The organism is Rhizobacter sp. Root404 (assembly GCF_001425865.1).
GTDB lineage: Bacteria > Pseudomonadota > Gammaproteobacteria > Burkholderiales > Burkholderiaceae_C > LMDS01.
Genome location: NZ_LMDS01000005.1, coordinates 242,448 through 264,433, shown reverse-complemented (window position 1 = coordinate 264,433; position 21,986 = coordinate 242,448). Strand labels below are relative to the sequence as shown.

Sequence of the window (21,986 nt, the reverse complement as noted above, 5' to 3'; positions counted from 1 at the left end):
ATCCACACCATGCCGCGCATCGACCGACAGACGCTCCTCGACCGCTTCCGCGCCAAGATCGCCGCCGGCCAGCCGATCATCGGCGGCGGCGCCGGCACGGGCCTGTCCGCCAAGTGCGAGGAGGCCGGCGGCATCGACCTGATCGTGATCTACAACTCCGGCCGCTACCGGATGGCCGGGCGCGGCTCGCTCGCCGGGCTGCTGGCCTACGGCAACGCGAACGAGATCGTCTGCGACATGGCGCGCGAGGTGCTCCCGGTCGTGCGGCACACGCCCGTGCTCGCCGGCGTGAACGGCACGGATCCGTTCATGATGCCCGAGCAGTTCCTTCGTCGGCTGATCGACCTGGGCTTCTCGGGCGTGCAGAACTTCCCGACCGTCGGCCTGATCGACGGCACCTTCCGCGCCAACCTCGAAGAGACCGGCATGGGCTACGGCCTCGAGGTCGACCTGATCCGCCAGGCCCGCGCACTCGACCTGCTGACCACGCCGTATGTGTTTTCCGAGGCCGATGCGCGCGCGATGGCCGGCGCCGGCGCCGACATCATCGTGTGCCACCTCGGCCTGACCACCGGCGGCGCGATCGGCGCCGAGACCGCGCTGACGCTGGACGACTGCATCGGACGCATCAACGTGTGGGCGGCCGCCGCGAAGGCCGTCGACCCCGACGTGATCGTGCTCTGCCACGGCGGCCCGATCGCGACCCCCGAAGACGCGCAGACGGTGCTCGCGCACTGCCCCGCGTGCCATGGCTTCTACGGCGCCAGCTCGATGGAGCGGCTGCCCACCGAGGTGGCGCTCACCGAGACCACCCGGCGCTTCGTGCAGATCAAGAGATAACAGGAGACGACCATGTCCGGTTCGCAGTTCGGCAGTTTCATCCTCGGCCTGATCGTCGTCGCGATCGTCGTCGCGATCGTGGTGTGGCTCATGCACTGGCTCTACCTGCGCAGCTCGAAGGAGCGTGCGTTCGTGCGCACCGGCCTGGGCGGCCAGAAGGTCGTGCTCGACGGCGGCGCGTTCGTGCTGCCGATCGTGCACGACGTGATCCCGGTCAACATGAACACGCTGCGGCTCGAGGTCAGCCGCGGCCGCGACAAGGCGCTGATCACGAAGGACCGGATGCGGGTCGACGTGATCGCCGAGTTCTACGTGCGGGTCGCGGCGCGGCCCGAGGCAGTCGCCAACGCGGCGCAGACGCTCGGCCTGCGCACGATGGAACCCGACCAGCTGAAGGAGCTGGTCGAGGGCAAGTTCGTCGACGCGCTGCGCACCGCGGCGGCCGAGATGACGATGGAGGAACTGCACGAGAAGCGCGGCACCTACGTGAAGCGGGTGCGCGAGACCGTGGCCGAGGACCTGACCAAGAACGGCCTGGAGCTCGAAGCCGCGTCGCTGACCCAGCTCGACCAGACCGGCATGGAGTTCTTCAACCCGAGCAACGCGTTCGACGCCGAGGGCCTGACGCGCCTGACCGAGCAGATCGAGCACCGCAAGAAGCAGCGCAACGACGTCGAGCAGGACACGTTGATCGCGATCCGCAACAAGAACCTCGAGGCCGAGAAGCTCTCGCTCGAGATCGACCGCGAGGGCGAGTACGCGCGCCTGAGCCAGCAGCGCGAGGTCGAGATCGCCCGCGCCCGTCAGCGCGCCGAGGTCACGACCGAGCGCGTCCAGCGCGAACAGGCCGCGGAAGGCGCACAGATCGCCGCGAAGCAGACGATCGACACCGCGCGCATCCGCTCCGAGCAGACGCTCGAGCAGGAGCGCATCGGCAAGGAGCGCGCGATCCAGGCGGCCGAGATCGAGCGCCGCATGACGATGGAACTGGCCGAGCAGCAGCGCTCGATCGCGATCGCGCGCGAGAGCAAGGCGCAGAGCGAGGCGCAGGCCGAGGCCGAGATCGCCCGCGCGCTCGCGATCTCGGCCGAGGAGAAGGTGTTCACCGCGCGCGAGGTCGAGATGGCCGAGCGCAAGAAGGCCATCGACCTGATCGGCGCCGCGCAGATCGCCGAGCGCGACGCGCTGCGCCTGACGTCTGCGGCGCAGGCCGAGAAGGCCGCGAGCGCCGACCGCGGCGACGCGGTGCGCGCCCAGGCCGAGGCCGACGCCGACGCCGACAAGATCCGCTCGATGGCGATGCGCCTGCGCGCCGAAGTCGAGGCCGAGGGCCTGCAGCTGATGAACACCGCCCACAACATGCTGAGCCCCGAGGCGCGCATGTCGGCGCTGCGGCTGCGGCTGGTCGAGAAGGCCGAGGGCATCATCCGCGAATCGGTGCGGCCGCTGGAGCGCATCGAGGGCATCAAGATCCTGCAGGTCGACGGGCTCGGCGGCTCGGGCGGCGGCACCGGCGGCGGCGAGAACGGCCATGGCGGCAACTTCTCGGACAGCGTCGTCAACTCGGCCCTGCGCTTCCGCGCCCAGGCGCCGCTGGTCGACCAGCTGCTGCGCGAGATCGGCATCGAGGGCGGCGACATCCAGCGGCTCGTCGGCAGCGCGAGCGGGGCGCAGGCCTCGCTGCCGCCGGCGCCGAAGAAGGACTGATCGATGGTGCAGGTCTACGCCTCCAGCGTCATCGATGCGAGCGCCGACAACGTCTGGTCGCGCATCCGCGATTTCAACGGGTTGCCGCAGTGGCACCCCGCCATTGCCGACAGCCGGATCGAGAACGGCCAGCCGGCCGACCGCGTCGGCTGCATCCGCCACTTCCACCTGCGCGACGGCGGGATGATCCGCGAGAAGCTGCTCGCGCTGTCCGACTACGACTACAGCTGCAGCTACGAGATCCTCGAGAGCCCGATGGGCGTGACGAACTACGTCGCGACGCTGAAGCTGACGCCGGTCACCGACGGCGGCCGCTGCTTCGCCGAATGGAGCGCCGAGTTCGAGTGCGACGCGGGCCGCGAGCGCGAGCTGGTCGAATCGATCGGCGGCGGCGTGTTCCAGGGCGGCTTCGATGCGCTGAAGCGGCACTTCGGCGGACGTTGATGCTGCAGCGCGTCGTCCGCTCCACGGTGATCGACGCGCCGATCGAGCGCGTGTGGGCGGTGCTGCGCGACTTCAACAGCCACGACCGGTGGCACGACGTGGTCGAGGCCAGCCGGATCGAGGGCGACGAGCGCAGCGACCAGGTCGGCTGCGTGCGCAGCTTCAGCCTGCGCGACGGCAACCGCATCCGCGAGCAGTTGCTGACGCTCTCGGACACCGAGCACAAGAGCACCTACTGCATCGTCGAGGCGACGGTGCCGCTGCAGCGCTATGTCGCGACGCTGACGCTCAAGCCCATCACCGACGGCAACCGCACCTTCTGGCACTGGGAATCGACCTTCGCGACGCCCCCCGGCCGCGAGCGCGAATTGCGCGACATGGTGGCGCAAGGCGTCTACGAAGCCGGCTTCGCGAACCTGCGCCGCCACCTGGAACGCGGCGGCGACCTGCAGCCGCGCGGCAGTGCCCCGCTGCCCACCGCGCTGTCACTGCCGACGCGCCGGGTGGCCGTGCACCGCTACGGCGGCACCGACGTGCTGCAGCCCGAGGACGCGCAGGCCCCCGCGCCGGCAGCCGGCGAGGTGCGGATCCGCCAGCGCGCGATCGGCATCAACTACCTCGACGTGTACCTGCGGCGGGGCTGGATCCCCGGCATGCTGCCCCTGCCCGGCGTGCCGGGCATGGAGGCGGCCGGGAGCGTGATCGATGCGGGCGCCGGCGTCGGCGGGCTGCTGCCCGGGGACCGCGTCGCCTACCTCGGGCCGGTGCCGGGCGCCTACACCGGCGTGCGCAGCGTGCCGGCCGACTGGGTCGTGCGCCTGCCGCCGGCGATCGAGGACGACGTCGCCGCCGCGCTGCTGCTGAAGGGCATCACCGCCGACTACCTGCTGCGCGACCTCGGCCACGTCGGCCCCGGCACGCGCCTGCTCGTGCACGCGGCCGCCGGCGGCGTCGGCCTGCTGGTGTGCCAGTGGGCGCGGCGGCTCGGCGCGGTCGTGCTCGGCACGGTGTCGACGCCGGAGAAGGCACGCGTCGCGCGCGAGCACGGCTGCGAGCACGTCATCGTCACCGCCGACTACCGCTTCGCCGACGTGGTGCAGCGCACCTGTGGCGGGGCCGACGTGGTGATCGACGGTCTGGGCGACGCGGCGCGCGACGAGAACCTGGCCGCGCTGGCGCGGCGCGGCCACTGGATCAGCCTGGGCCAGGCGACCGGCGCGCTGGCGCCGCTGCCGCCGGACGCGCTGGTCGCCAAGTCGCTGAGCTTCTCGCGGCCGGTCGTGTTCGACTACGTCGCCACGAACGCCCAGCTCGTCGAGCGTGCGCAGCGGGTCTGGACCGCGCTGGCCGATGGCACGCTGACGCCGCCGCGCATCGAACGCTATGCTCTGGAGGCCGCAGCCCAGGCGCACGCGCGGCTCGAGTCGCGCGGCTCGATCGGCGCGCTGGTCCTGATGGCTTGAGGAGATGACGGGATGATCGTCGGCATGAACCACTTCACCATCGTCGCCGAAGACGAAACGAAGACGCTCGATTTCTACGTCGGCCTGCTGGGCATGACGGTCGGCCCGCGGCCCGACCTGGGGTTTCCCGGCGCGTGGCTGTATGCCGGCGGGCCGCAGGCGGTGCTGCACATGTACTTCGACCGGCCCGTGCCGGCGCAGCGCGCCGGCGTGATCGACCACATGGCCTTCACCGCGACCGACCTGCGCACCGTGAAGGCACGCTTCGACGAGTCGGGTACCAAGTACGACCTGCGCCGCCAGGTCGGCGCCGGCACCTGGCAGCTCTTCACCTACGACCCGAACGGCGCGAAGGTCGAACTCGATTTCGACGCCGCCGAGACGCTCTGACCCTCACCCACACCACCATGCTGCACCCCCAAGCCCGCGCCCTGCTCGACCTGATGGAACAGCGCCAGATTCCGCCCACCCACACGCTGAGCGTCGCCGATGCGCGCGCGTTCTATCGCGAGCGCCGCAGCGTCACCCAGCCCGCGCCGCCCGACGTGGCGCAGGTGCGCGACCTGCAGGCCAGCGGGCCGCACGGGTCGATCCCGCTGCGCGCGTACCGGCCGCTCGGCGCCGCCGACGACGCGGCGCTGCCGGTGCTCGTCTACTACCACGGCGGCGGCTGGGTGATCGGCGACCTGGACACCCACGACACGCTGTGCCGCGAGCTTGCGAACGGCGCGGGCTGCGCGGTGGTCGCGGTCGACTACCGGATGGGGCCGGAGCACCCGTTCCCGGCCGCCGTCGACGACTGCGTCGCCGCGACCCGCTGGGTGCACGCACACGCGGCCGAGTTGCATGTGGACGCGTCGCGCCTCGCGGTCGGCGGCGACAGCGCCGGCGGCAACTTGGCCGCCGTCGTCTCGCTCACCGCGCGCGACAGCGGCGATCTGCCGATCGCGTTCCAGCTGCTGATCTACCCGGCGACCGATCAGCGCCGCGGCCATGCCTCGCACACCGAGAACGCGCAGGGCTATCTGCTGACCCGCGACACGATGGACTACTTCACCGGCCACTACATCAGGGACCGGGCGCAGTACACCGACTGGCGCGCCTCGCCGCTGCTCCACGAGGAGCTGGGGCGGCTGCCGCCCGCGCTGGTGCTGACCGCCGGCTTCGACCCGCTGCGCGACGAGGGCAAGGCGTATGCCGAGCGCCTGACCGCGGCGGGCAACCGCGCCAGCTATGTGTGCTTCGACCGCCAGATCCACGGTTTCGTGACCATGGGCAACGTGCTCGACGAGGCGAACACCGCGGTCGCGCTGTGCGCGGCCGAGCTGCGGCGCGCCTTCAGGGCGTGAGAGCGGACTGCTTGCGGCGCGCCCGCCAGGCGCCTGCGAGCACCAGCAGGCCGGGCAGGAAGATCGCGCCCCAGATGATCTTGTCGAGATTGGCCTGCACCCACGGGATGTTGCCGAACAGGTAGCCGGCCAGCGTCAGGCCGGCTACCCACAGGATGCCGCCGGCGACGTTGAACAGCGTGAACTTGCGGCGCGTCATTTGCGCAACGCCTGCGACGAACGGTGCGAAGGTGCGCAGGAACGGCAGGAAGCGCGCCGTCACGATCGTCGCGCCGCCGTACTTCTCGTAGAACGCGTGCGCCTGGTCGAAGGCCTTCTTGTTGAAGAAGCGCGAGTTCTCCCACTGGAACACGCGCGGGCCGAAGTGGCGGCCGATCGAGTAGTTCAGCTGGTCGCCCAGGATCGCCGCGACGCACAGCAATGCCATCGCCAGCGGCAGGCTCATCAGGCCCACGCCGCACAGCGCGCCGACGACGAACAGCAGCGAGTCGCCGGGCAGGAACGGCATCACCACCACGCCGGTCTCGACGAAGATGATCAGGAACAGCAGCGCGTAGACCCAGGCGCCGTAGGCCTCGACGAAGGTGCGCAAGTGCACGTCGACGTGCAGGATGAAGTCGAGCAGTTGGTGAAGGATTTCCATGCGGCTCGATTATCGCGGTGCGCCGTCGCACCCCCTGCGCGCAGCGGTCAGGCGGCGCTGTCCAGGCTTTCGACGTCGTCGAGCCAGGTGGCGACCGCGGCCGGGAACGCCTGCCCGCCGGCGCCGGAGCGCCAGCGGCGGCGGAGCTGGTTCGCGCTGGCACGCAGGTTCCAGCGCAGTTCGTTCTGCAGCGCCCACAGTTCGGCGCGCAGCCGGCTGTCGGGTTCGGTCAGCCGGCCCAGGAAGTCGAGCTGCTCGGGCGTGATACCGGCGCCGACCAGCATCCGGTGCAGCCGCTCGGCCTGCTCCGCCATCACCTTCAACACGGCGCGGCCAGGGGCGTCGAGCGCCGGGGCCGAGTCGGCCGCCGCGGTGTGCCACTGGGTCAGCAGGCCGTCGAGCGTGCGCAGCTGCGCGGCCGATTCCGGGATCGTCGCGTCGACCTCGCCATCGGCCGGCGGCAGCGCGCGCAGCAGGCGGTGGATGGACGGCACCAGGCTCGGATCGAAGCGCTTGGGGTTGACGCGCAGCAGCAGCGAGACGCGCTGGTCGGGCCGCTCGCGGTCGCCGTCGAACATCGCGGTGACGACCTCGCACAGCGACAGCAGTCGCCCGAGCGGGCTGATCGACTCGCCGGCGAGACCGCGCGGGTAGCCGGCGCCGTCGAGCACCTCGTGGTGCTCGAGCACGGCGCGCGCCACCTGCGTCGGGTACTCGTGGAAGCGCGCGATCAGCATCGAGCCGGTGACCGGGTGCGCGTACAGCGGGCGCCGCTCGTCGCCGCTCAGCGTGTTGCCGGCGTCGAGCAGCTCGGCGTCGATGTGCAGCATGCCCAGGTCGTGCAGCAGGCCGGCGCTCGCGGCGACGGTCATGTCGTGGATCGGCGCCCCGCCCTCGCGCACCAGGTGCGCGCAGAGCAGCGCCATCAAAATGCTGTGCTCGAAGATCGCCGGCCGGGTCTCGCGCGCCAGCGTCAGGTGGAACGCGACCGGGCGCGGCAGCGGGATCGCCTCGATCGACTGCAGCAGCATGCTGCGGACCCGCCCGGGCGGCCCCATCAGCGCGAAGAACGGCCAGCGCGCCATCGCCGCCTCGGCCGCCTCCCGCAAGGCCATGCCGCTGACCAGCGGGCCGCCTTCGATGCTTTCGTCCAGCGGCGCCGCCAGGCGGTGCACGAGCAGGCGGTCGTGCAGCGACGCGTCGATCTGCACGCCGCCCTCGAGCAGCTTGATGCCCTGGTGGTTGTAGATCGCGCGCGAGGTGGTCACCGGCCGCTTCTGGCCCAGCTGCGTCACCGCGCGCAGAAAGGCGGGGCTTTCAACGGGCGGGGCGACGGCGGTCGATGGGGACGGATCAATCATGGGGTACTGCGGATGACTGAAAGCGCATTGTGGCCGAGAGGTGGCCCGGCGTGGTCCGTCGATTTGGCGCCCCAAGCCCGCCCAATTGGCGGCTTCGAGGCGACACCGCTGTCGCGCTTCCTACAATGCGCCGATGAACGCCGTGCTCCAGCCGCCGCCGCGCCGCCCGATCCGCGAGCTGCCCGACGAACTCGTCAGCCAGATCGCCGCCGGCGAGGTCGTCGAGCGGCCGGCCTCGGTGGTGCGCGAGCTGGTCGACAACGCGCTCGATGCGGGCGCGACCGAGATCGCGGTCAAGCTGGTCGCCGGTGGCATCCGGTCCATCGTGGTCGAGGACGACGGCGCCGGCATCCCGGCCGACGAACTGCCCTTGGCGCTGCGCCGCCACGCCACGAGCAAGATCGGCTCGCTGAGCGAACTCGAGGGCGTCACGACGATGGGCTTCCGCGGCGAGGCGCTGGCTGCGATCGCCTCGATTGCCGAGGTCTCGATCGCGAGCCGCACCGCCGACGCCGCACACGCGCAGCGCCTGGACGCTCGTTCCGGCGAGCTGGTGCCGGCGGCGCGCGGCACCGGCACCAGTGTCGAGGTGCGCGAACTGTTCTTCGCGACGCCGGCCCGGCGCAAGTTCCTGAAGACCGAGGCGACCGAGTTCGCCCACTGCGTCGAGGCGGTGCGCCGCCACGCGCTGGCGCGGCCCGAGGTCGCCTTCACGGTGTGGCACGACGGCAAGCTCGCGCAGCAGTGGCGTCGCGCCAGCGCCGAGCAGCGCGTGATCGACGTGCTGGGCGAGGACTTCGTCGCGCAGAGCCGCCCACTGGCAATAGAATCGGGCGTGCTGCGCATCGGCGGCCGCAGCGGCACGCCCGAGGCCGCACGCGCCCGCGCCGACCAGCAGTACGTCTATGTCAACGGCCGCTTCGTGCGCGACAAGCTGATCGCGCACGGCGTGCGCTCGGCCTACGAGGACGTGCTGCATGGCGGGCGCCAGCCGGCCTACGTGCTGTTCATCGAGATCGCGCCGGACCGGGTCGACGTCAACGTGCACCCGACCAAGGTCGAGGTGCGTTTTCGCGAATCGCGCGAGGTGCACCAGGCGGTGCGGCGTGCGGTCGAGACGGCGCTCGCGATCCCGCGTGCGGGGGCCGTGCCGCCGACCGGCGCCGCGTTCGACGCCGCAACGTCTACCGCGCCGGCGTTTTTCGCGGGCGCGCCGCGGCGCTACGACGGCGCCCGGCAGGCGTCGCTCGGGCTGCAGCAGCTCTCGACGCTGTATGCGCAGGAGTTGCCGGCCCGCTGGAACGGCCAGGCCGCGCCCGCGCCGGCCGTGTTCGGCACCGGCGACGCGCCGGCGCCCGTCACGCCGGCGACCGACGCCGAGGGCTGGCCGCTCGGCAAGGCGATCGCCCAGGTCGCGGGCATCTTCGTGCTGGCCGAGAACGCCCACGGTCTCGTGATCGTCGACATGCATGCGGCTCACGAGCGCATCGTCTACGAGCGCCTGAAGGCAAGCCTCGGCAGCGCCGCGATCGAATCGCAGCCGTTGCTGATCCCGGCGACCTTCGCCGCGACGCCGGCCGAGATCGCGACGGCCGAAGCGCAGGCCGACAACCTGCGCACGCTCGGGCTCGACGTGGCGCCGCTCTCGGCCGCGGTGCTCGCAGTGCGCTCGCAGCCCGCGGCGCTGGCCGGCGGCGACGTGGTCGAGCTCGCACGCAGCGTGCTCGCCGAGCTGGCGCAGTTCGATGCCAGCACGGTGATCCAGCGCGCGCAACACGAGATCCTGTCGACGATGGCCTGCCATGGCGCGGTGCGCGCGAACCGCCAGCTCACGCTCGACGAGATGAACGCGCTGCTGCGCGACATGGAGCGCACCGAGCGCATCGACCAGTGCAACCACGGCCGTCCCACCTGGCGCCAGATCACGCTGAAGGAACTTGACGGCCTGTTCTGGCGCGGCCGTTGAACTTTTCGCAGACGTCCGCACTCCGTTGGCGATGCCGAATGTTCTGACGACCATCCGCTGGCGCTGGCCGGCCCTGGCGCTGATCGCCGCAAGTGCCACCGCGGGCTGCGTCAGCCTGGACACCCAGCAGCGCAAGTGGATCTTTCAGGCGAGCGCGATCGCCGCCAGCGACGACGGTGCGCGCATCGAAGGCTTCGACGATGTCTGGATCAACCTGCCGGGCCGACCGGGCATCGCCGCGGCGCCGAAGTTGCACGCGCTCTGGCTCGACGGCCCGACGCCCGAGGCGCCGGTGCTGCTGTACCTGCACGGCGCCCGGCGCGACGTGGCGAGCAGCGTGTTCCGCATCCGCCGCATGCGCGAACTGGGCTTCGCGGTGCTCGCGATCGACTACCGCGGCTTCGGGCGCAGCACCGACGAGCTGCCCTCCGAGGCCAGCGTCGATGCCGATGCCCGCGCCGGCTGGGACTGGATCGCATCACGCCACCCCGGCCGCGAGCGCTACATCTTCGGCCACTCGCTCGGCGGCGCGATCGCGGTGCGGCTGGCGAGCGACGTCGTCGATGCGAAGGGGCTGATCGTCGAGGGCACATTCACCTCGATCCCGGCGGTGTTCCAGAGCATGAAGTGGGGCTGGCTGCCGATCACGCCGCTGATCACGCAGCGCTTCGATTCGGCCGCCCGGATCGGTCGCGTGAAGGTGCCGGTGCTGGTCGTGCACGGCGCCGAGGATTCGCTGATTCCGCCGTCGCTGGGGCGCGCATTGTTCGAGCGCGCGAAGGCGCCCAAGCAGTTCGTGCTGGTCGAGGGCGGCACCCACTACAGCACCAACGGGCGCGGGCAGGCGCAGTACCGGGAGGCGCTGCGGGCGCTGTACGGCCTCGGAGCCTGAGCGGGCGGCGCGACCCGCTCACCAGCAGCCGGATTCCGACGTGCTGTTGCCCTGCACCCCGAGATGCGTCAGCGTGTAGGTGCCGCACGTGTCCTTGGCCTGGTTGCCGAGCGGGACGGCGCTGGCCGCGAAGGTCGGCAAGGTCGCGGCGGCCGGCGTCGGCGCGCTGACCGTCAGCTGGTAATAGGCCGCATTGCCGGTCTGCACGTTCACCGGGAACGCCGCGCCCGCATAGCCGAGCGCCGAGGGCACGGTCGAGTACCGGTTGTTCAGGCTGTAGAAGCGCTCTTGCCGCGCCGCCAGGTCGAGCAGCGCGTTCTTGGCGTCCGTGCGGCGGGATTTCAGGATGTACTGGCTGTAGGCGGGGTACGCGATCGCCGACAGGATCGCGACGATCGCGACCGTCACCATCAGCTCGATCAGCGTGAAGCCCGCGCCGCCGAATCGTTGCATTCGCATGGTCGATCCCTGCCTCAGCGCAGCTGCGCCCAGTTGATGCGCGAGCCGACGCCGGTGGCACCCGGGTCGATGCGCAGCTTCTGCTTGTTGCCGTCCTTGTCGACGAACAGCGCCACCGATTCGGTCTTGGTCGACAGCATCGTCAGCGAGCCGACACCGTCGAGCGAGACGCCGCTGGCCAGCGGCGAGTCCAGGAAGAACGACTTCGGCGTGGCGCCGCCGGTGGCCACCGACACCGCCATCGTCCAGCCGGACGCCGGCCGCGCGTTGCACGACAAGGCCTGCGACACGGCCGGTATCGTGGTGTTGACCACGAACACGCCGTTCACGAACACCGGGTTGTAGATCACCTGTTCGGTGGCACTCGGCAGCGCCACGGTCCAGCCGTACTTCGCGCCGGTCCCGGTGCAGGCGGTCGTTCCGGCCCAGCAGATCGGCGTGCTGGTCACCGTGCGGGTCGGCGGCGTGGTCGCCACGCTGGCCGCCGCGATGGTCTGGGTCTGCAGAGAACTCGCGGTGATGGACTGCGGTGCCGTCAGCCCGAGGAACTGCCCGGTCGCCGGCGCGATCGCGTTCCAGGCGCTCATGTTCCAGTCCCAGATGCCATAGAGCGCCTGGCTGCCGCTGGCGTACGTGGCGGCGCTGGTCAGGGTTTGCGGCAGCTGCTGGCCGGTGCCGAAGCTGACGATGAGCCGCGGCTTGGAGCCCGCGCCGCTGGACGGAACCGAGCTCACCTGGACCTTGGTCGTGATCGGCTGGCCGGCCGCCGTCTGGAACAGCGGGCCCGGCGTCACCGCCCAGTTGCCGGGGTTGGAACTCGTCAGGTCGAAGCGCCAGAGATTGCCGAACGCGTCGCCGGCGTAGACGTAGTCGGTGATGTGATCGCCGTCGAGGTCGGCCGAGGTCACCTGCGCAATGCCGTTGCGGGTCGTGACGCCGCCGGCGGTGACCGGGCCTGCGCCGGTCGGCAGGTAGCGGAAGGTCCGGGCGCCAGTCGTGCGGTTCACCAGCATGACGTACAGGCCCGCGTCGCCGTTGCTGCTGTTCAACCCGTTGCCGAACAGCACCGCCCAGTCGCCGTTGTGCAGGCGGCGGATCAGCGGGGTACCGACGGTGCTGCCCAGGCTGCTGCCGCAGGCGCCGGTCACGCAGGCGAGCGTGCTGCTGGTCCACTCGCCCATCACGAGCGACGCCGCGTTGGTCTGGCTGAACTGGCTCGGGTCGGTGATGTCGAGCGCGAACAGGATGCCGTTGGCGACCGACGTGTTGTTGCCGATCGGCCCGGTCGCGTTGCCGCCGTAGCCGGTCCCGCCGACCAGCCAGGTGTGCCAGGCGCCCGCGTAGAACAGGTCGCCGGTGCCCGGTGTCGCGTCGACAAAGAAGTTGTGCGAGTACTGCGTGTTCGAGAAGTCGAGCGCGGGCGTCGTCGAGTGGATCGTCGAGAGCACTGCCGCCGGCATGTACGCCAGCAGCTCGCGCCCGTCGTTCGTCGCCGCGCTGGAGTTGAACGACCCGCCGCTGTAGAGGCCAGCGCGGAAGCCATGCAGGAAGCCGTCGTTCGCGCCGACGTAGACCAGGTTGGTGCGCCCGGCGCGCGCGCTCGCACCCGCCCACGCGGCATAGCTCGTCTCCGCCGCGGTCGCCGACGGGTACAGCGCATCGGCCCAGGTGATCGCATACGGCGAACTCGGCGGGCCGACCCAGGTCGGGCTCGAGTTGACGATGTCGCCGAGCACGCTGCCTCGCGTGCGCAGCGTTCCGGCGTTCGCGACCTCGTTGCTGCGATCGCCGCGCAGGTAACGCAACCGCAGGTCGGTGGACGACGCATCGCCGGCGCTCAGCGACGCCTGCTGCGCGGTCGTCAGCGACGCCCACTCGAACGCGGCACCGGCCGCGCCGTTCCAGGTGAGCATCGCGCGGACGCCCGACGCCTGGGCCGTGCCGGAGGTCGCGCCGGTGGCGTTGCAGGCGCCGCCGGTCAGCACGCAACTCGCATCCCAGTTCGGCGTGGTCGCCAGCGAGATCGCACCGGTCGTGCTGTTGACGTTGATGGTCGTGGAGGTCAGCCCACCCGAGGCATTCAAGGCCGAGTAGTACGCCGCGTAGGCCTGGTTGCCCTGCTGCGTGCGCCCGTTCGGCGGGCTGTTGGCGCCCGCGGAGCCGTTGGCAGCGGTCACCGGCGCGGCCTTGAAGCAGGTGATCTCGTGGACGTTGCTGCCCCAGCCGGTGCCGGCCGAGAAGCCGAAGCGGAAGTTCGCGGGCAACGGTCCGTTCGACGCGGTGATCAGCTTGTCGGTGAGCACCGGCATCGTCGACCCCCCGTTGACGCTGTAGCCCAGGTTCAGAATCCCGTTCTGCGTGATCTGCAGGGTGTAGGTGAACGGGATGGCGTTGCCCCGGGTGGGCATATTGGTCGCCTCCTGGCTATAGAGACTGACATTCGATGGCAACTGGCTGCTCGCCAGGTACGGGTAGTTATAGGCCAGCGCAGTGGTCGTCTGCTTCGGCTTGCTGCTGCTGCTGTAATCCCACACGTAGCCCGTCCGGCAGGTGTCGTGCAACGCGGCCGCCTTGTAGTACGACGAGGCACTCGACGGGTAATAGGTCGGGTAGGCCGCGTTCAGCGCCGCCCAGTTGGTGTTCCCGGCGCCGCGCAGGCTGATCCGACCCGGGCGCACGGCGCCCGTGAAGCCGGCGATGATGTCCGTGGCGCCAGTGTTGGTGTTGTCGTATGCACTGGAGAAGCTGCCGAACTCGTCGATGCCGACGCCGATGTAGCCGCCGACGACGCCGTCGTATGTCGCGTTGCCGTTCGAGCACGAATACCCCAGGCTGCCCCCGAGGGCACCGACCGAAACCGGCTTGGGCGAGGCCGGCGTGCCGGCATCGGCCAGAAAGAAGCCGATGCCGTCCGCCCCCGACGCCAGCCCGGTGTCGCCGACGAAACCGTTGCCGCCGTAGGTGACCGTCGTGAATGTGACCTGCAGTCCCTGGTTGGACGGGAACATGAAGTTCGACACCACCGCTCCGGTCTGGGAATTGCCGTTCGTGCCCGTGGTCGTGTCGCCATTGGTCAGTCGCAACGCACCGCTGCCCACCGCGTCCGGCAGCCGACCGCTGACGCCACCGACCTGGGTCTTGCCCGAGTAATAGGGCAGACCGACGCAGGCGGGGATGGTGCCGGTGTTGTTGCCTGCGGTGAGGCAGGCGCCGTTCAGTGCCTTCCAGTTGTAGCTGGACGAGGCCCCGGTTAAGGTGTCGTTGATGACGAGTTGGGCCTGCGCGGTTGCGCACAGGGCGAGGCCCAGCAGCGCGATGACGCCGCCGGTCCCATGCAATCTGGAGTTCATGATGTTCTTCTGGGGGACATACCGGTTCACTACAAACCTCCGAGGTCTCTGGCGGCCGTCTGCAGCTTGTAGGTGCTTTGCACCACGCTCATGGTGTCGGCGCTGCCGCCGCCGCTGAACGCGCTGACCTGGTACAGCGTGCCGGTGCCGTCCGGCGTCAGCCCGATGTACGAGATGTACAGGCCGGGTGCCGCCTGGTAGTTCACGTCGCCATTGCTGCCCACGCCGCCGCCGGCGGCGATGTTCATGCTGGTCGACGGCTGGTAGGTGGTCCATGCGGCCCACGGCGTGGTCGCCGGCGTGCTCAGCGGGTTGGAGCAGACGGCCAGCGCGTTGATCGGATTGTTCTGGGTCGAGCAGACCACCGAGAACGCGCCGCCGCCGCCGGTGGAGAGCCACCATTCGCCATACTCCAGCGCGCCCTGCGCCGCCTCGAAGGAACGCTCCTTGTCACGGGAGCCGCCGGCCGTCCTTTCCTGCAATCCGACGCCGCGCACCATCGCGAGCGACAGCAGGATGATCGCCAGCAGGAACAGCAGGCCGACGATCAGGATGACGCCGCGGCTGCCGGCGCGGGGGCCACGTCGGGAGAGGCGAAGTGGATGGCGTCTCACAGCGCCCCCATCACGCCGATGTTCTGCACCCAGGTCGCCGAACCGGTCGCTGCCGCGCCGACCTGGGTGGCGTTGAACTGGCTCGCGAAGGTGAGCCGCACCTGGACCGACTTGACCTGGCCCCACAGACCGGCGGCGGTCACCGCGGAGGCGGACAGGTACTTGTCGATGTTGCCGCTGGCCGAGCTGTCGGTGCCATAGAGCACCGTCATCCCGGAGACGTTGTTGACCAGCGCCACCGGCGCGTTGCCGTTGACCGCGCATTGCAGCTGGTTGCTCGCATTGATCGTGAAGACGTTGGTCACGAGCAGGTTGGCGCCACCGCTGTTGACGCTGCCCTGGCAGTTCATCAGGCCGTCGCCGCTGGCGCTGACGAAGCGGATGCCGAGGGCGTCGCTGGCGCCGTCGACGCCGGTGGCGCCGGAGATGCCCTGCCCGGCCGCGAACTGGACCGGCGACTGCGGGTTGTCGTCCACCGGCAGCGCGTCCGTCGGCATGCGCATGCTCGGGTCCGGGTAGTAGCCGGCCAGCTGCACTTCGGTCGTCAGGATCGAGATCCCGAGGCGCTCGTTGTCATGCAGGTTGGCCAGCGCATCCTGGGCCAGGAACGCCGACTTGGCATTGACGAAGATCGAGCCGAGCGCCAGCGCGACGAACAGCCCGATCGTCAGCGCGACCATCATCTCGACCAGCGTCACGCCGGCCTGGTGTCGAACGCGGCCGGGCCTCATGGCGAGACGAACAGCGTGAACGTCGGCGTGCCCGTCTGGGTGGCCTGCGCGCTGGCGGTATTGGTCGCAACGTACTTCTCGCTCCAGCTCAGGCTGATCTGGCAGGTCACCGGTGCGGTGGTCGAACAGGTCACGGTGCCCGAGTAGGTGGGCAGTTGCGTGCTCAGGTTGCCGGCCCAGGTCTGGACGTCGAGCGCGGCGATCTGCTCCGGCGTGCACGCCGGCGCGGTGCCGGTACAACTGCTCCCGGGCGGGGCGCTCAAGACCCCGCCGGGATCGGAGACCGTCGTTCCGGCGACCGTGAAATTGGCCGGCGCCTTGCCGCTGGCCCAGTACATCGGGTTGGCGTGCATCGCCGCAGCCAGGCTGCCGGCCTGCAACGACAAGAGCGACCGCACCCGCGAGACCTGCGTGTTCGACACCGAGGCCGCCTGCAATTTGGAAACGCCGAGCACGCCGATCGCGACGACCACCAGCGTCACCATCACTTCGATCAGCGAAAAGCCGGGCTGCGCGCCCGACCGCCGGCGACGCGTCATGCGGGTCACGTGCACGATCCGCTCCCGCCCGACTGCACGGTCTGCTGGCCGACCTGGTTCAGCAGCACGCATTGCGTGGAAGACGTGCTCGAGGTCGATGCGCGGGCGACGAAGTTGAACGGCCCGGCGCCCAGATTGGACGCGAGCCCCATGCGGCCGAACGTGACGGCGGTCAGTGTCGGGGCCGCGGCGAAGGTGTCGCCGCCGGACCACCCCTGGCGGCGCCGCAGGATCACGTCGGTGCCGTCGACTGTGGCCGAGGCGTTCTGGTCGTAGAACACGATCCAGCCGTTCTGCCAGCTGTTGTCGGACAGGCATGTCGTGCCGTCGGTGCTCGGGCAGATGCTGACCGGCTGTCCACGTTTCATCGCCTCCGAACGAGCGAATTTCAGATCCATCCGGAAGGTGCTGATCTGACTGGCGACCCGATTTCTTTGGATCATGTCGCGCAACGGTGGCGCGGCCAGCGCCAGGCAGACGGCGATCAGCGCGACAACAGTCAGTACTTCGACCAGGCTGAAACCGCGTGGCGGGTGATGCCTAAAAGCACTCGGTGACTTGGAAATTTGGTTGCGTGACATCGACAACGACGAGCCATTTCATGGAATGTGCAAATCGTAACGACGATGTATCAATACACGCTCGTGCGTATTGCACGCGCGCCGGCGGAGCGCCGGGCGTCGACGTGCAAATTTGGCGCTTGCCTACGGCGCAACAGCGCGGGTTTTCTTAGTTTGCATTTGTTGTCATTTTTGAAATGACAACTTGCAATGCTCAAGCCGGCAATGTCGGGGTCACGTCGTCGTCGGCCAGCAGTCCGAAGACCCGCGTATCGTGCGCCACGCCCTTGGTCACCCAGCGGCGGCGCAAAGTACCTTCGTACACGAAGCCGATCTGGCTCAGCAAGGCGCACGACGCCTCGTTGAGCGGGTTGACCTCGGCCTCGATGCGTCGCACGCCGGCCGCAAACGTGTGAACGCACATGGCCTGGATGGCCTCGCGCATCAACCCCTGGCGCCAGTGGCTGTGGCCGAGCACGTAGCCGAGTTCGACCCGCGCACTGCCCTCGTCGAACTTGAACAGCAGCATCGTTCCGACGACCTTGGTGTCCGACGCCCGTTCGAGCACGTACTGCTGCGCGGTGCCGGCCGCGGCCAGCGCGTCCATCCGCTTCAGCCACGCCGCGGCGTCGTCCAGCGACTGCCAGTGCGCATAGGGCAGGTAGCGTGTGGTGTGCGGGTCGCCATTCACCGCCATCAGGTCCGCCAGGTCCGACGCCACGATCGGCCGGATCAGCAGGCGCGCCGTGCGGATCGGGGCGATGACCGGAAACGGCATGGCTCAGCGTGGACCGGGCCGGTCGTCCCAGGTGAACGACTTCCAGGTGTCGGCACCGTCGAGCAGCCGGATCGGGACATTGCCGATGACGGCCGGGTCGAAATTTCGGATGTTCACGCCCATGCGCCGGTAGCGCACCGTGTCGATCGGCTCCCAGTGCGTGGTGCATCCGCAGGTGCGACAGCGGATGGTGCGCAGCGTGCGATCGCCCTGCACATAGGCGTCGGTGTGCGCCGGGTGGCCGATCACCTTGACGGATTCGATCGGGTAGTAGGCCCACAGCGTGCCCAGCCGCCGGCAGATCGAGCAGTTGCAGTTGGTGAGCCGGCGCGGGCGGCGTGGAATCTCGATGCGGACAGCGCCGCAGTGGCACGTGGCGGAGAGCATGGCCCGAATCGTCGCACATCGGCCGGCGCCGGCAGGCACCGGACGACCATGCTCCAATCGCGCCATGGCCACGATCAAACTGAAGAAGCCCGCCGGCACCGGCGGCGCCGCGCCTGCCGCGGACCGCCCGCCGGTGCGCGGCATCGGCGCCGGCGCGAAGGGGGCGCGACCGACGCTCGCGCAGGCACAGGCACAGCGCGCGGAGCGCGAAGCGCGTTATCAGGAGCAGCTCAAGCAGCGCTTCGGCGAGCGGCCGCCCGAGTCGTTCACGCGTCGTGGTGAGGGCGCGCCGACACCGCCGCGCCCTGCCCCGCGCGCGGCACCTCGGTCGGCGCCGCCGCAGCGCGGCGCGAATACCGCATTCGGCAGCCGCCCCGAGCCCCGCGGCACCGAGCGCCCGCCGGCGCCTGCGTCCGGCCGATCGCCGGCGCAGCGGCCTGCGCCCCGCGTGGAGCCGCGGCCGCCTTCGCGCGCGCCGGGCCGGCCCGACCCGCGCGCCGCGCGCCGCGGCCACCGCGACGACGATGACGACGACCGCTTCGAGCACACCGAACATGCCCCGGGCAGCATGCGGCTGTCCAAGCGCATGAGCGAGCTGGGCATCGCGTCGCGCCGCGAAGCGGACGAGTGGATCGCCAAGGGCTACGTGCGGGTCGACGACCAGATCGTCAGCACGCTCGGCTCGCGCGTGCTGCCGCACCAGCGCATCACGATCGACGCCAAGGCAAAGTTCCAGCAGGCGCAGCGCGTCACCGTGCTGATCAACAAGCCGGTCGGCTATGTCTCGGGCCAGGCCGAGGACGGCTACGAGCCCGCCGTCGTGCTCGTCACCCCCGACCGCCTGTGGCGCGAGGACCATTCCGGCACGCGCTTCCTGCGCTCGCACCTGAACCACCTCGTGCCGGCCGGCCGGCTCGACATCGATTCGGTCGGCCTGCTGGTGCTGACCCAGGACGGCCGGATCGCGAAGCAGCTGATCGGCGAGGACAGCGAGGTCGAGAAGGAGTACCTGGTGCGGGTCGCGTCGGTCGATCCGCGCGGCCTGTCCGACGCGGGTCTCGCGCTGCTGCGCCACGGCCTGGAACTCGACGGCGAGGCGCTGCGGCCGGCGCACGTCGAATGGGTCAACGACGACCAGCTGCGCTTCGTGCTTACCCAGGGCAAGAAGCGGCAGATCCGGCGCATGTGCGAGGCGGTCGGCCTGCAGGTGCTCGGCCTCAAGCGCGTGCGGATCGGCAACGTGATGCTGGGCGACCTGCCGACCGGGCAATGGCGTTACCTGCGCGCGGACGAGCGTTTCGAATGAGCGACGGCTCCGCCGCGCGCTGGGGAGTTCCGGCGCTGATCGTCTTGGCCACGGCCGCGACGGCCGCGCTCGGCGCCGCCGCATCCATCGACGCACAGGCCTACTACGCCAGCCTGCGGCAACCGGCGTGGGCGCCGCCCGCCTGGCTGTTCGGTCCGGTCTGGACCACGCTCTACCTGATGATGGCCGCGGCCGCCGTCCTCGTCGTGCGCCGGCTCGGTCTGCCGGCGGCGCGCCCTGCCCTGGCGCTCTATGCGGTGCAGCTGGTGCTCAACGCGCTCTGGACCTGGCTGTTCTTCCGCTGGCACCAGGGCGCACTGGCCAGTGCCGAGGTGTTGATGCTGCTGCTCGCGATCGTGCTGACGGCACGCGCGTTCTGGCGCGCCCGACCGCTGGCGGGCTGGCTGCTCATGCCCTACCTGGCCTGGGTCGCGTTCGCGAGCGCGCTGACCGTGTCGGTCTGGCGCCTGAACCCGACGATGCTGTGAACGGGTGAGCGCCTCGGGTATTCGCTAGCGGCGCGGGCGGCGGATTCTGTCGAAACTCGGGCCATGACCGAACCCGTTTCACTCGACCCGTTCGCCCTGCTGCGCGGCCTCGTTTCCCGACTCGAGAAGGGCATCAACACGCGGGCCCACCCGCTGATGCAGACCGACGCCTTCGCCCGCAACGCCAACCGCGCGATGGGTGCGGCGCTGCTCGTGAAGAAGCTCGCGAGGGACCTGACGCAGCGCTACTTCGAAGTGCTCAACGTGCCCAGTCGCACCGACGTGCTCGCGCTCGGCGACCGGGTGCAGGCGCTCGAGGACCGGCTGATCGAGATGCAGCACACGCTGGACCAGATCGCCGGCCGCGAGGCGCCGCGCCGCCCGGCGCTGCCCGCGCCGACGCGCACCCGCAAGTCGAGGCCATGAGCAGCGCTGCGTCGAAGTCTGCCGCCACCGCTTCGATCGCCGCGCGCATCCGCACCGAGGTCGACCGCGCACTTCAGCGCGGCATCAAGGGCCTGGAGTACATGTCCTCCGGCGGCCCGGCACTCGGCGTGACGCCGCGCGACCTGCTCCAGCAGCGCGGCACGCTGGCGCTGTACCACTACCGGCCGATGACGGACGAGATCTACCGCGTGCCGCTGCTGCTGGTGATGGCGGTGACCAACCGCGGCTACATCCTCGATCTGGCGCCCGGCCAGAGCCTCGTCGAGTACCTGCTGAAGGCCGGGTACGACGTGTTCGTGATCGACTGGAACGCCCCGCGGCCGGACGAGAAGCACCTGCGGCTCGAGGACTACGTGCAGGATTTCATCCCGGACAGCATCGCCCGCGTGCAGCGCGCCAGCGGCGTCGACGACGTCACGCTGGTCGGCTACTGCATGGGCGGCCTGCTGTCGACGCTCCACACAGCGCTGAACCCGAAAGGCCCGGTCAAGAACCTCGCGGTGTTCACGACCCCGATCGATTTCGGTGCGATGAAGCTGTTCTCGAGCTGGAGCGACCAGCGCCACTTCGACGTCGACAAGCTGGTCGACACGCTCGGCAACGCGCCGCCCGAGATGATCTACCGCTCGTTCGACATGCTGCGGCCGGCCGACACCATCGCCGGCAAGGTGCAGCTGCTGGACAACCTGTGGAACGACGAATTCGTCAAGGGCTACCGCATGTTCGACCGCTGGGCCAGCGACATCCTGCCGCTGCCCGGCGAGTTCTTCCGCCAGACCACGAAGGAGTTGATGTGGGCCAACAAGCTGGCCACGAACCAGCTCGTGCTCGGCGGCAAGAAGGTCGACCTCGGCAAGATCAAGGTGCCGGTGTTCCACGCGGTCGCCGAGCACGACCACATCGTCCCGTACGACGCGGCCCGGCCGCTGGTCGCGATGGTCGGCTCCAAGGACAAGGAAGAGGTCGTGCTCAAGGGCGGCCATGTCAGCGTCGTGGCCGGGGCCAATGCAGTGAAGCGGCTGTGGCCTCGCCTCGACGCCTGGTTGGGAAAGCGATCCACATGACTTCAAGCACACGTTCCTATCCCCGCCGCGTCGCCAGCGGCGGCGGCCCCGTCGAGTTCCGGCTGATGACGGCGAACGACGGCGACGCCGTCCTCGCGTTCGCGCGCACCCTGTCGGCGCACGACCTGCTGTTCCTGCCACGGGACATCAGCCAGCCGAAGGTCGTCGGCGCGTGGATGGACGCGACGCGCGACGGGCGCATCGTCACCGTGCTGGCGATGCGCGGCGACGCCATGCTGGGCTGCGCGACGCTGGTCCGCGACGAGCTGTCCTGGTCGCGGCACGTCGGCGAACTGCGCGTGATCCTCGAGCCCGCGTCGCGCGGTGTCGGGCTCGGCGGCCAGCTGACGCAGGAAATCCTGGCGCTCGCGGTCGAACTCGGCCTCGAGAAGCTGACCGCGCAGATGACCGTGGACCAGCGCGGCGCGATCGGCGTCTTCGAAGGCCTGGGCTTTCGCGCCGAGGCGCTGCTGCACGACCAGGTGAAGGACCGCGACGGCCGCACCCACGACATGGTGATCCTCAGCCACGATGTCGCGAAGTTCCAGGCGCAGATGGCGGCCTACGGGGTGACGCAGGCGGTCGAGTGACCGAGCGG

At 70.1% G+C, this 21,986-nt stretch carries 23 protein-coding genes; 13 read left to right on the top strand and 10 right to left on the bottom strand.

Translation table 11 applies throughout. The features are described from left to right. The first annotated feature begins 9 nt into the window (after positions 1 to 9). From ASC76_RS15415 to ASC76_RS15390, 6 genes are read left to right on the top strand one after another with little or no spacing between them, the layout of a single operon-like run. Positions 10 to 840: a phosphoenolpyruvate hydrolase family protein gene (locus ASC76_RS15415; protein ID WP_056468103.1), complete on the top strand. Its 831-nt coding sequence runs from the start codon at positions 10 to 12 to the stop codon at positions 838 to 840. Between the two features lie 12 nt (positions 841 to 852). Next, positions 853 to 2,547, top strand: a complete 1,695-nt coding sequence (locus tag ASC76_RS15410) for a flotillin family protein (protein WP_056468100.1) — start codon at positions 853 to 855, stop codon at positions 2,545 to 2,547. A 3-nt stretch (positions 2,548 to 2,550) separates the two neighbouring features. Next, positions 2,551 to 2,991, top strand: coding sequence for an SRPBCC family protein (locus ASC76_RS15405; protein ID WP_056468096.1), 441 nt, complete (start codon positions 2,551 to 2,553; stop codon positions 2,989 to 2,991). Next, positions 2,991 to 4,454 carry an SRPBCC family protein gene (locus tag ASC76_RS15400; RefSeq protein ID WP_056468093.1) on the top strand — a complete coding sequence of 488 codons (1,464 nt, stop codon included), beginning with the start codon at positions 2,991 to 2,993 and terminating at the stop codon, positions 4,452 to 4,454. The genes ASC76_RS15405 and ASC76_RS15400 overlap by 1 nt, the downstream gene beginning before the upstream one ends. A 24-nt stretch (positions 4,455 to 4,478) precedes the next feature. Further along, positions 4,479 to 4,844: a VOC family protein gene (locus tag ASC76_RS15395; protein ID WP_200947169.1), complete on the top strand. Its 366-nt coding sequence runs from the start codon at positions 4,479 to 4,481 to the stop codon at positions 4,842 to 4,844. Positions 4,845 to 4,861: 17 nt separating this feature from the next. Next, positions 4,862 to 5,803 carry an alpha/beta hydrolase gene (locus tag ASC76_RS15390; protein ID WP_056468086.1) on the top strand — a complete coding sequence of 314 codons (942 nt, stop codon included), beginning with the start codon at positions 4,862 to 4,864 and terminating at the stop codon, positions 5,801 to 5,803. Here ASC76_RS15390 and ASC76_RS15385 read toward each other — a convergent pair. Together ASC76_RS15385 and ASC76_RS15380 are read right to left on the bottom strand one after the other, a co-directional pair. Then, entirely contained in the window at positions 5,793 to 6,446 is a 654-nt protein-coding gene (locus ASC76_RS15385) for a DedA family protein (RefSeq protein WP_056468084.1), read from the bottom strand. The genes ASC76_RS15390 and ASC76_RS15385 overlap by 11 nt on opposite strands. A gap of 47 nt (positions 6,447 to 6,493) precedes the next feature. Next, complete coding sequence (locus ASC76_RS15380; protein WP_162247129.1) at positions 6,494 to 7,714, bottom strand: HD-GYP domain-containing protein; 1,221 nt, start codon at positions 7,712 to 7,714, stop codon at positions 6,494 to 6,496. Between the two features lie 226 nt (positions 7,715 to 7,940). Here ASC76_RS15380 and mutL point away from each other — a divergent pair, with 226 nt between their 5' ends. Both mutL and ASC76_RS15370 read left to right on the top strand, forming a co-directional pair. Then, entirely contained in the window at positions 7,941 to 9,773 is a 1,833-nt protein-coding gene (mutL, locus tag ASC76_RS15375; RefSeq protein ID WP_056468080.1) for a DNA mismatch repair endonuclease MutL, read from the top strand. 31 nt (positions 9,774 to 9,804) lie between these two features. After that, positions 9,805 to 10,665 carry an alpha/beta hydrolase gene (locus ASC76_RS15370; RefSeq protein ID WP_056468079.1) on the top strand — a complete coding sequence of 287 codons (861 nt, stop codon included), beginning with the start codon at positions 9,805 to 9,807 and terminating at the stop codon, positions 10,663 to 10,665. A gap of 18 nt (positions 10,666 to 10,683) precedes the next feature. Here ASC76_RS15370 and ASC76_RS15365 read toward each other — a convergent pair whose 3' ends face one another. The 8 genes from ASC76_RS15365 to ASC76_RS15330 all read right to left on the bottom strand — a co-directional run bounded on the left by ASC76_RS15365 (position 10,684) and on the right by ASC76_RS15330 (position 18,083). Beyond that, positions 10,684 to 11,124, bottom strand: coding sequence for a type IV pilin protein (locus tag ASC76_RS15365; protein ID WP_056468076.1), 441 nt, complete (start codon positions 11,122 to 11,124; stop codon positions 10,684 to 10,686). A gap of 14 nt (positions 11,125 to 11,138) precedes the next feature. Beyond that, positions 11,139 to 14,474 (bottom strand): pilus assembly protein, encoded by a 3,336-nt coding sequence (locus tag ASC76_RS15360; protein ID WP_056470895.1) that lies wholly within the window; start codon positions 14,472 to 14,474, stop codon positions 11,139 to 11,141. 29 nt (positions 14,475 to 14,503) lie between these two features. Then, positions 14,504 to 15,088, bottom strand: a complete 585-nt coding sequence (locus tag ASC76_RS15355; RefSeq protein WP_056468074.1) for a PilX N-terminal domain-containing pilus assembly protein — start codon at positions 15,086 to 15,088, stop codon at positions 14,504 to 14,506. Next, the gene (locus ASC76_RS15350) at positions 15,085 to 15,819 is read right to left on the bottom strand and encodes a PilW family protein (protein WP_056468071.1); all 735 of its coding nucleotides are present in this window, start codon (positions 15,817 to 15,819) and stop codon (positions 15,085 to 15,087) included. Before ASC76_RS15350 ends, ASC76_RS15355 begins: the two co-directional genes overlap by 4 nt. Continuing rightward, positions 15,816 to 16,373 carry a type IV pilus modification protein PilV gene (gene pilV, locus ASC76_RS15345; RefSeq protein WP_371262137.1) on the bottom strand — a complete coding sequence of 186 codons (558 nt, stop codon included), beginning with the start codon at positions 16,371 to 16,373 and terminating at the stop codon, positions 15,816 to 15,818. The genes ASC76_RS15350 and pilV overlap by 4 nt, the downstream gene beginning before the upstream one ends. Then, the gene (locus ASC76_RS26225) at positions 16,364 to 16,939 is read right to left on the bottom strand and encodes a GspH/FimT family pseudopilin (protein ID WP_082549212.1); all 576 of its coding nucleotides are present in this window, start codon (positions 16,937 to 16,939) and stop codon (positions 16,364 to 16,366) included. The genes pilV and ASC76_RS26225 overlap by 10 nt, the downstream gene beginning before the upstream one ends. A gap of 193 nt (positions 16,940 to 17,132) precedes the next feature. After that, complete coding sequence (locus tag ASC76_RS15335) at positions 17,133 to 17,696, bottom strand: GNAT family N-acetyltransferase (protein ID WP_056468065.1); 564 nt, start codon at positions 17,694 to 17,696, stop codon at positions 17,133 to 17,135. 3 nt (positions 17,697 to 17,699) lie between these two features. Next, a complete protein-coding gene (locus tag ASC76_RS15330) occupies positions 17,700 to 18,083 on the bottom strand; it encodes a GFA family protein (protein WP_056468062.1) in 384 nt (127 codons plus the stop codon). A gap of 64 nt (positions 18,084 to 18,147) precedes the next feature. On the opposite strand from ASC76_RS15330, the gene ASC76_RS24770 reads away from it, so the two are divergent. The 5 genes from ASC76_RS24770 to ASC76_RS15305 all read left to right on the top strand — a co-directional run bounded on the left by ASC76_RS24770 (position 18,148) and on the right by ASC76_RS15305 (position 21,978). After that, complete coding sequence (locus ASC76_RS24770) at positions 18,148 to 19,389, top strand: pseudouridine synthase (protein WP_082549211.1); 1,242 nt, start codon at positions 18,148 to 18,150, stop codon at positions 19,387 to 19,389. Beyond that, positions 19,386 to 19,877: a TspO/MBR family protein gene (locus ASC76_RS15320; protein ID WP_056468059.1), complete on the top strand. Its 492-nt coding sequence runs from the start codon at positions 19,386 to 19,388 to the stop codon at positions 19,875 to 19,877. Before ASC76_RS24770 ends, ASC76_RS15320 begins: the two co-directional genes overlap by 4 nt. A gap of 63 nt (positions 19,878 to 19,940) precedes the next feature. After that, complete coding sequence (locus ASC76_RS15315; RefSeq protein ID WP_056468056.1) at positions 19,941 to 20,303, top strand: hypothetical protein; 363 nt, start codon at positions 19,941 to 19,943, stop codon at positions 20,301 to 20,303. Continuing rightward, a complete protein-coding gene (locus ASC76_RS15310) occupies positions 20,300 to 21,388 on the top strand; it encodes an alpha/beta hydrolase (protein ID WP_056468054.1) in 1,089 nt (362 codons plus the stop codon). Before ASC76_RS15315 ends, ASC76_RS15310 begins: the two co-directional genes overlap by 4 nt. Next, positions 21,385 to 21,978, top strand: coding sequence for a GNAT family N-acetyltransferase (locus tag ASC76_RS15305; RefSeq protein ID WP_056468051.1), 594 nt, complete (start codon positions 21,385 to 21,387; stop codon positions 21,976 to 21,978). The genes ASC76_RS15310 and ASC76_RS15305 overlap by 4 nt, the downstream gene beginning before the upstream one ends. Positions 21,979 to 21,986 lie beyond the last annotated feature (8 nt).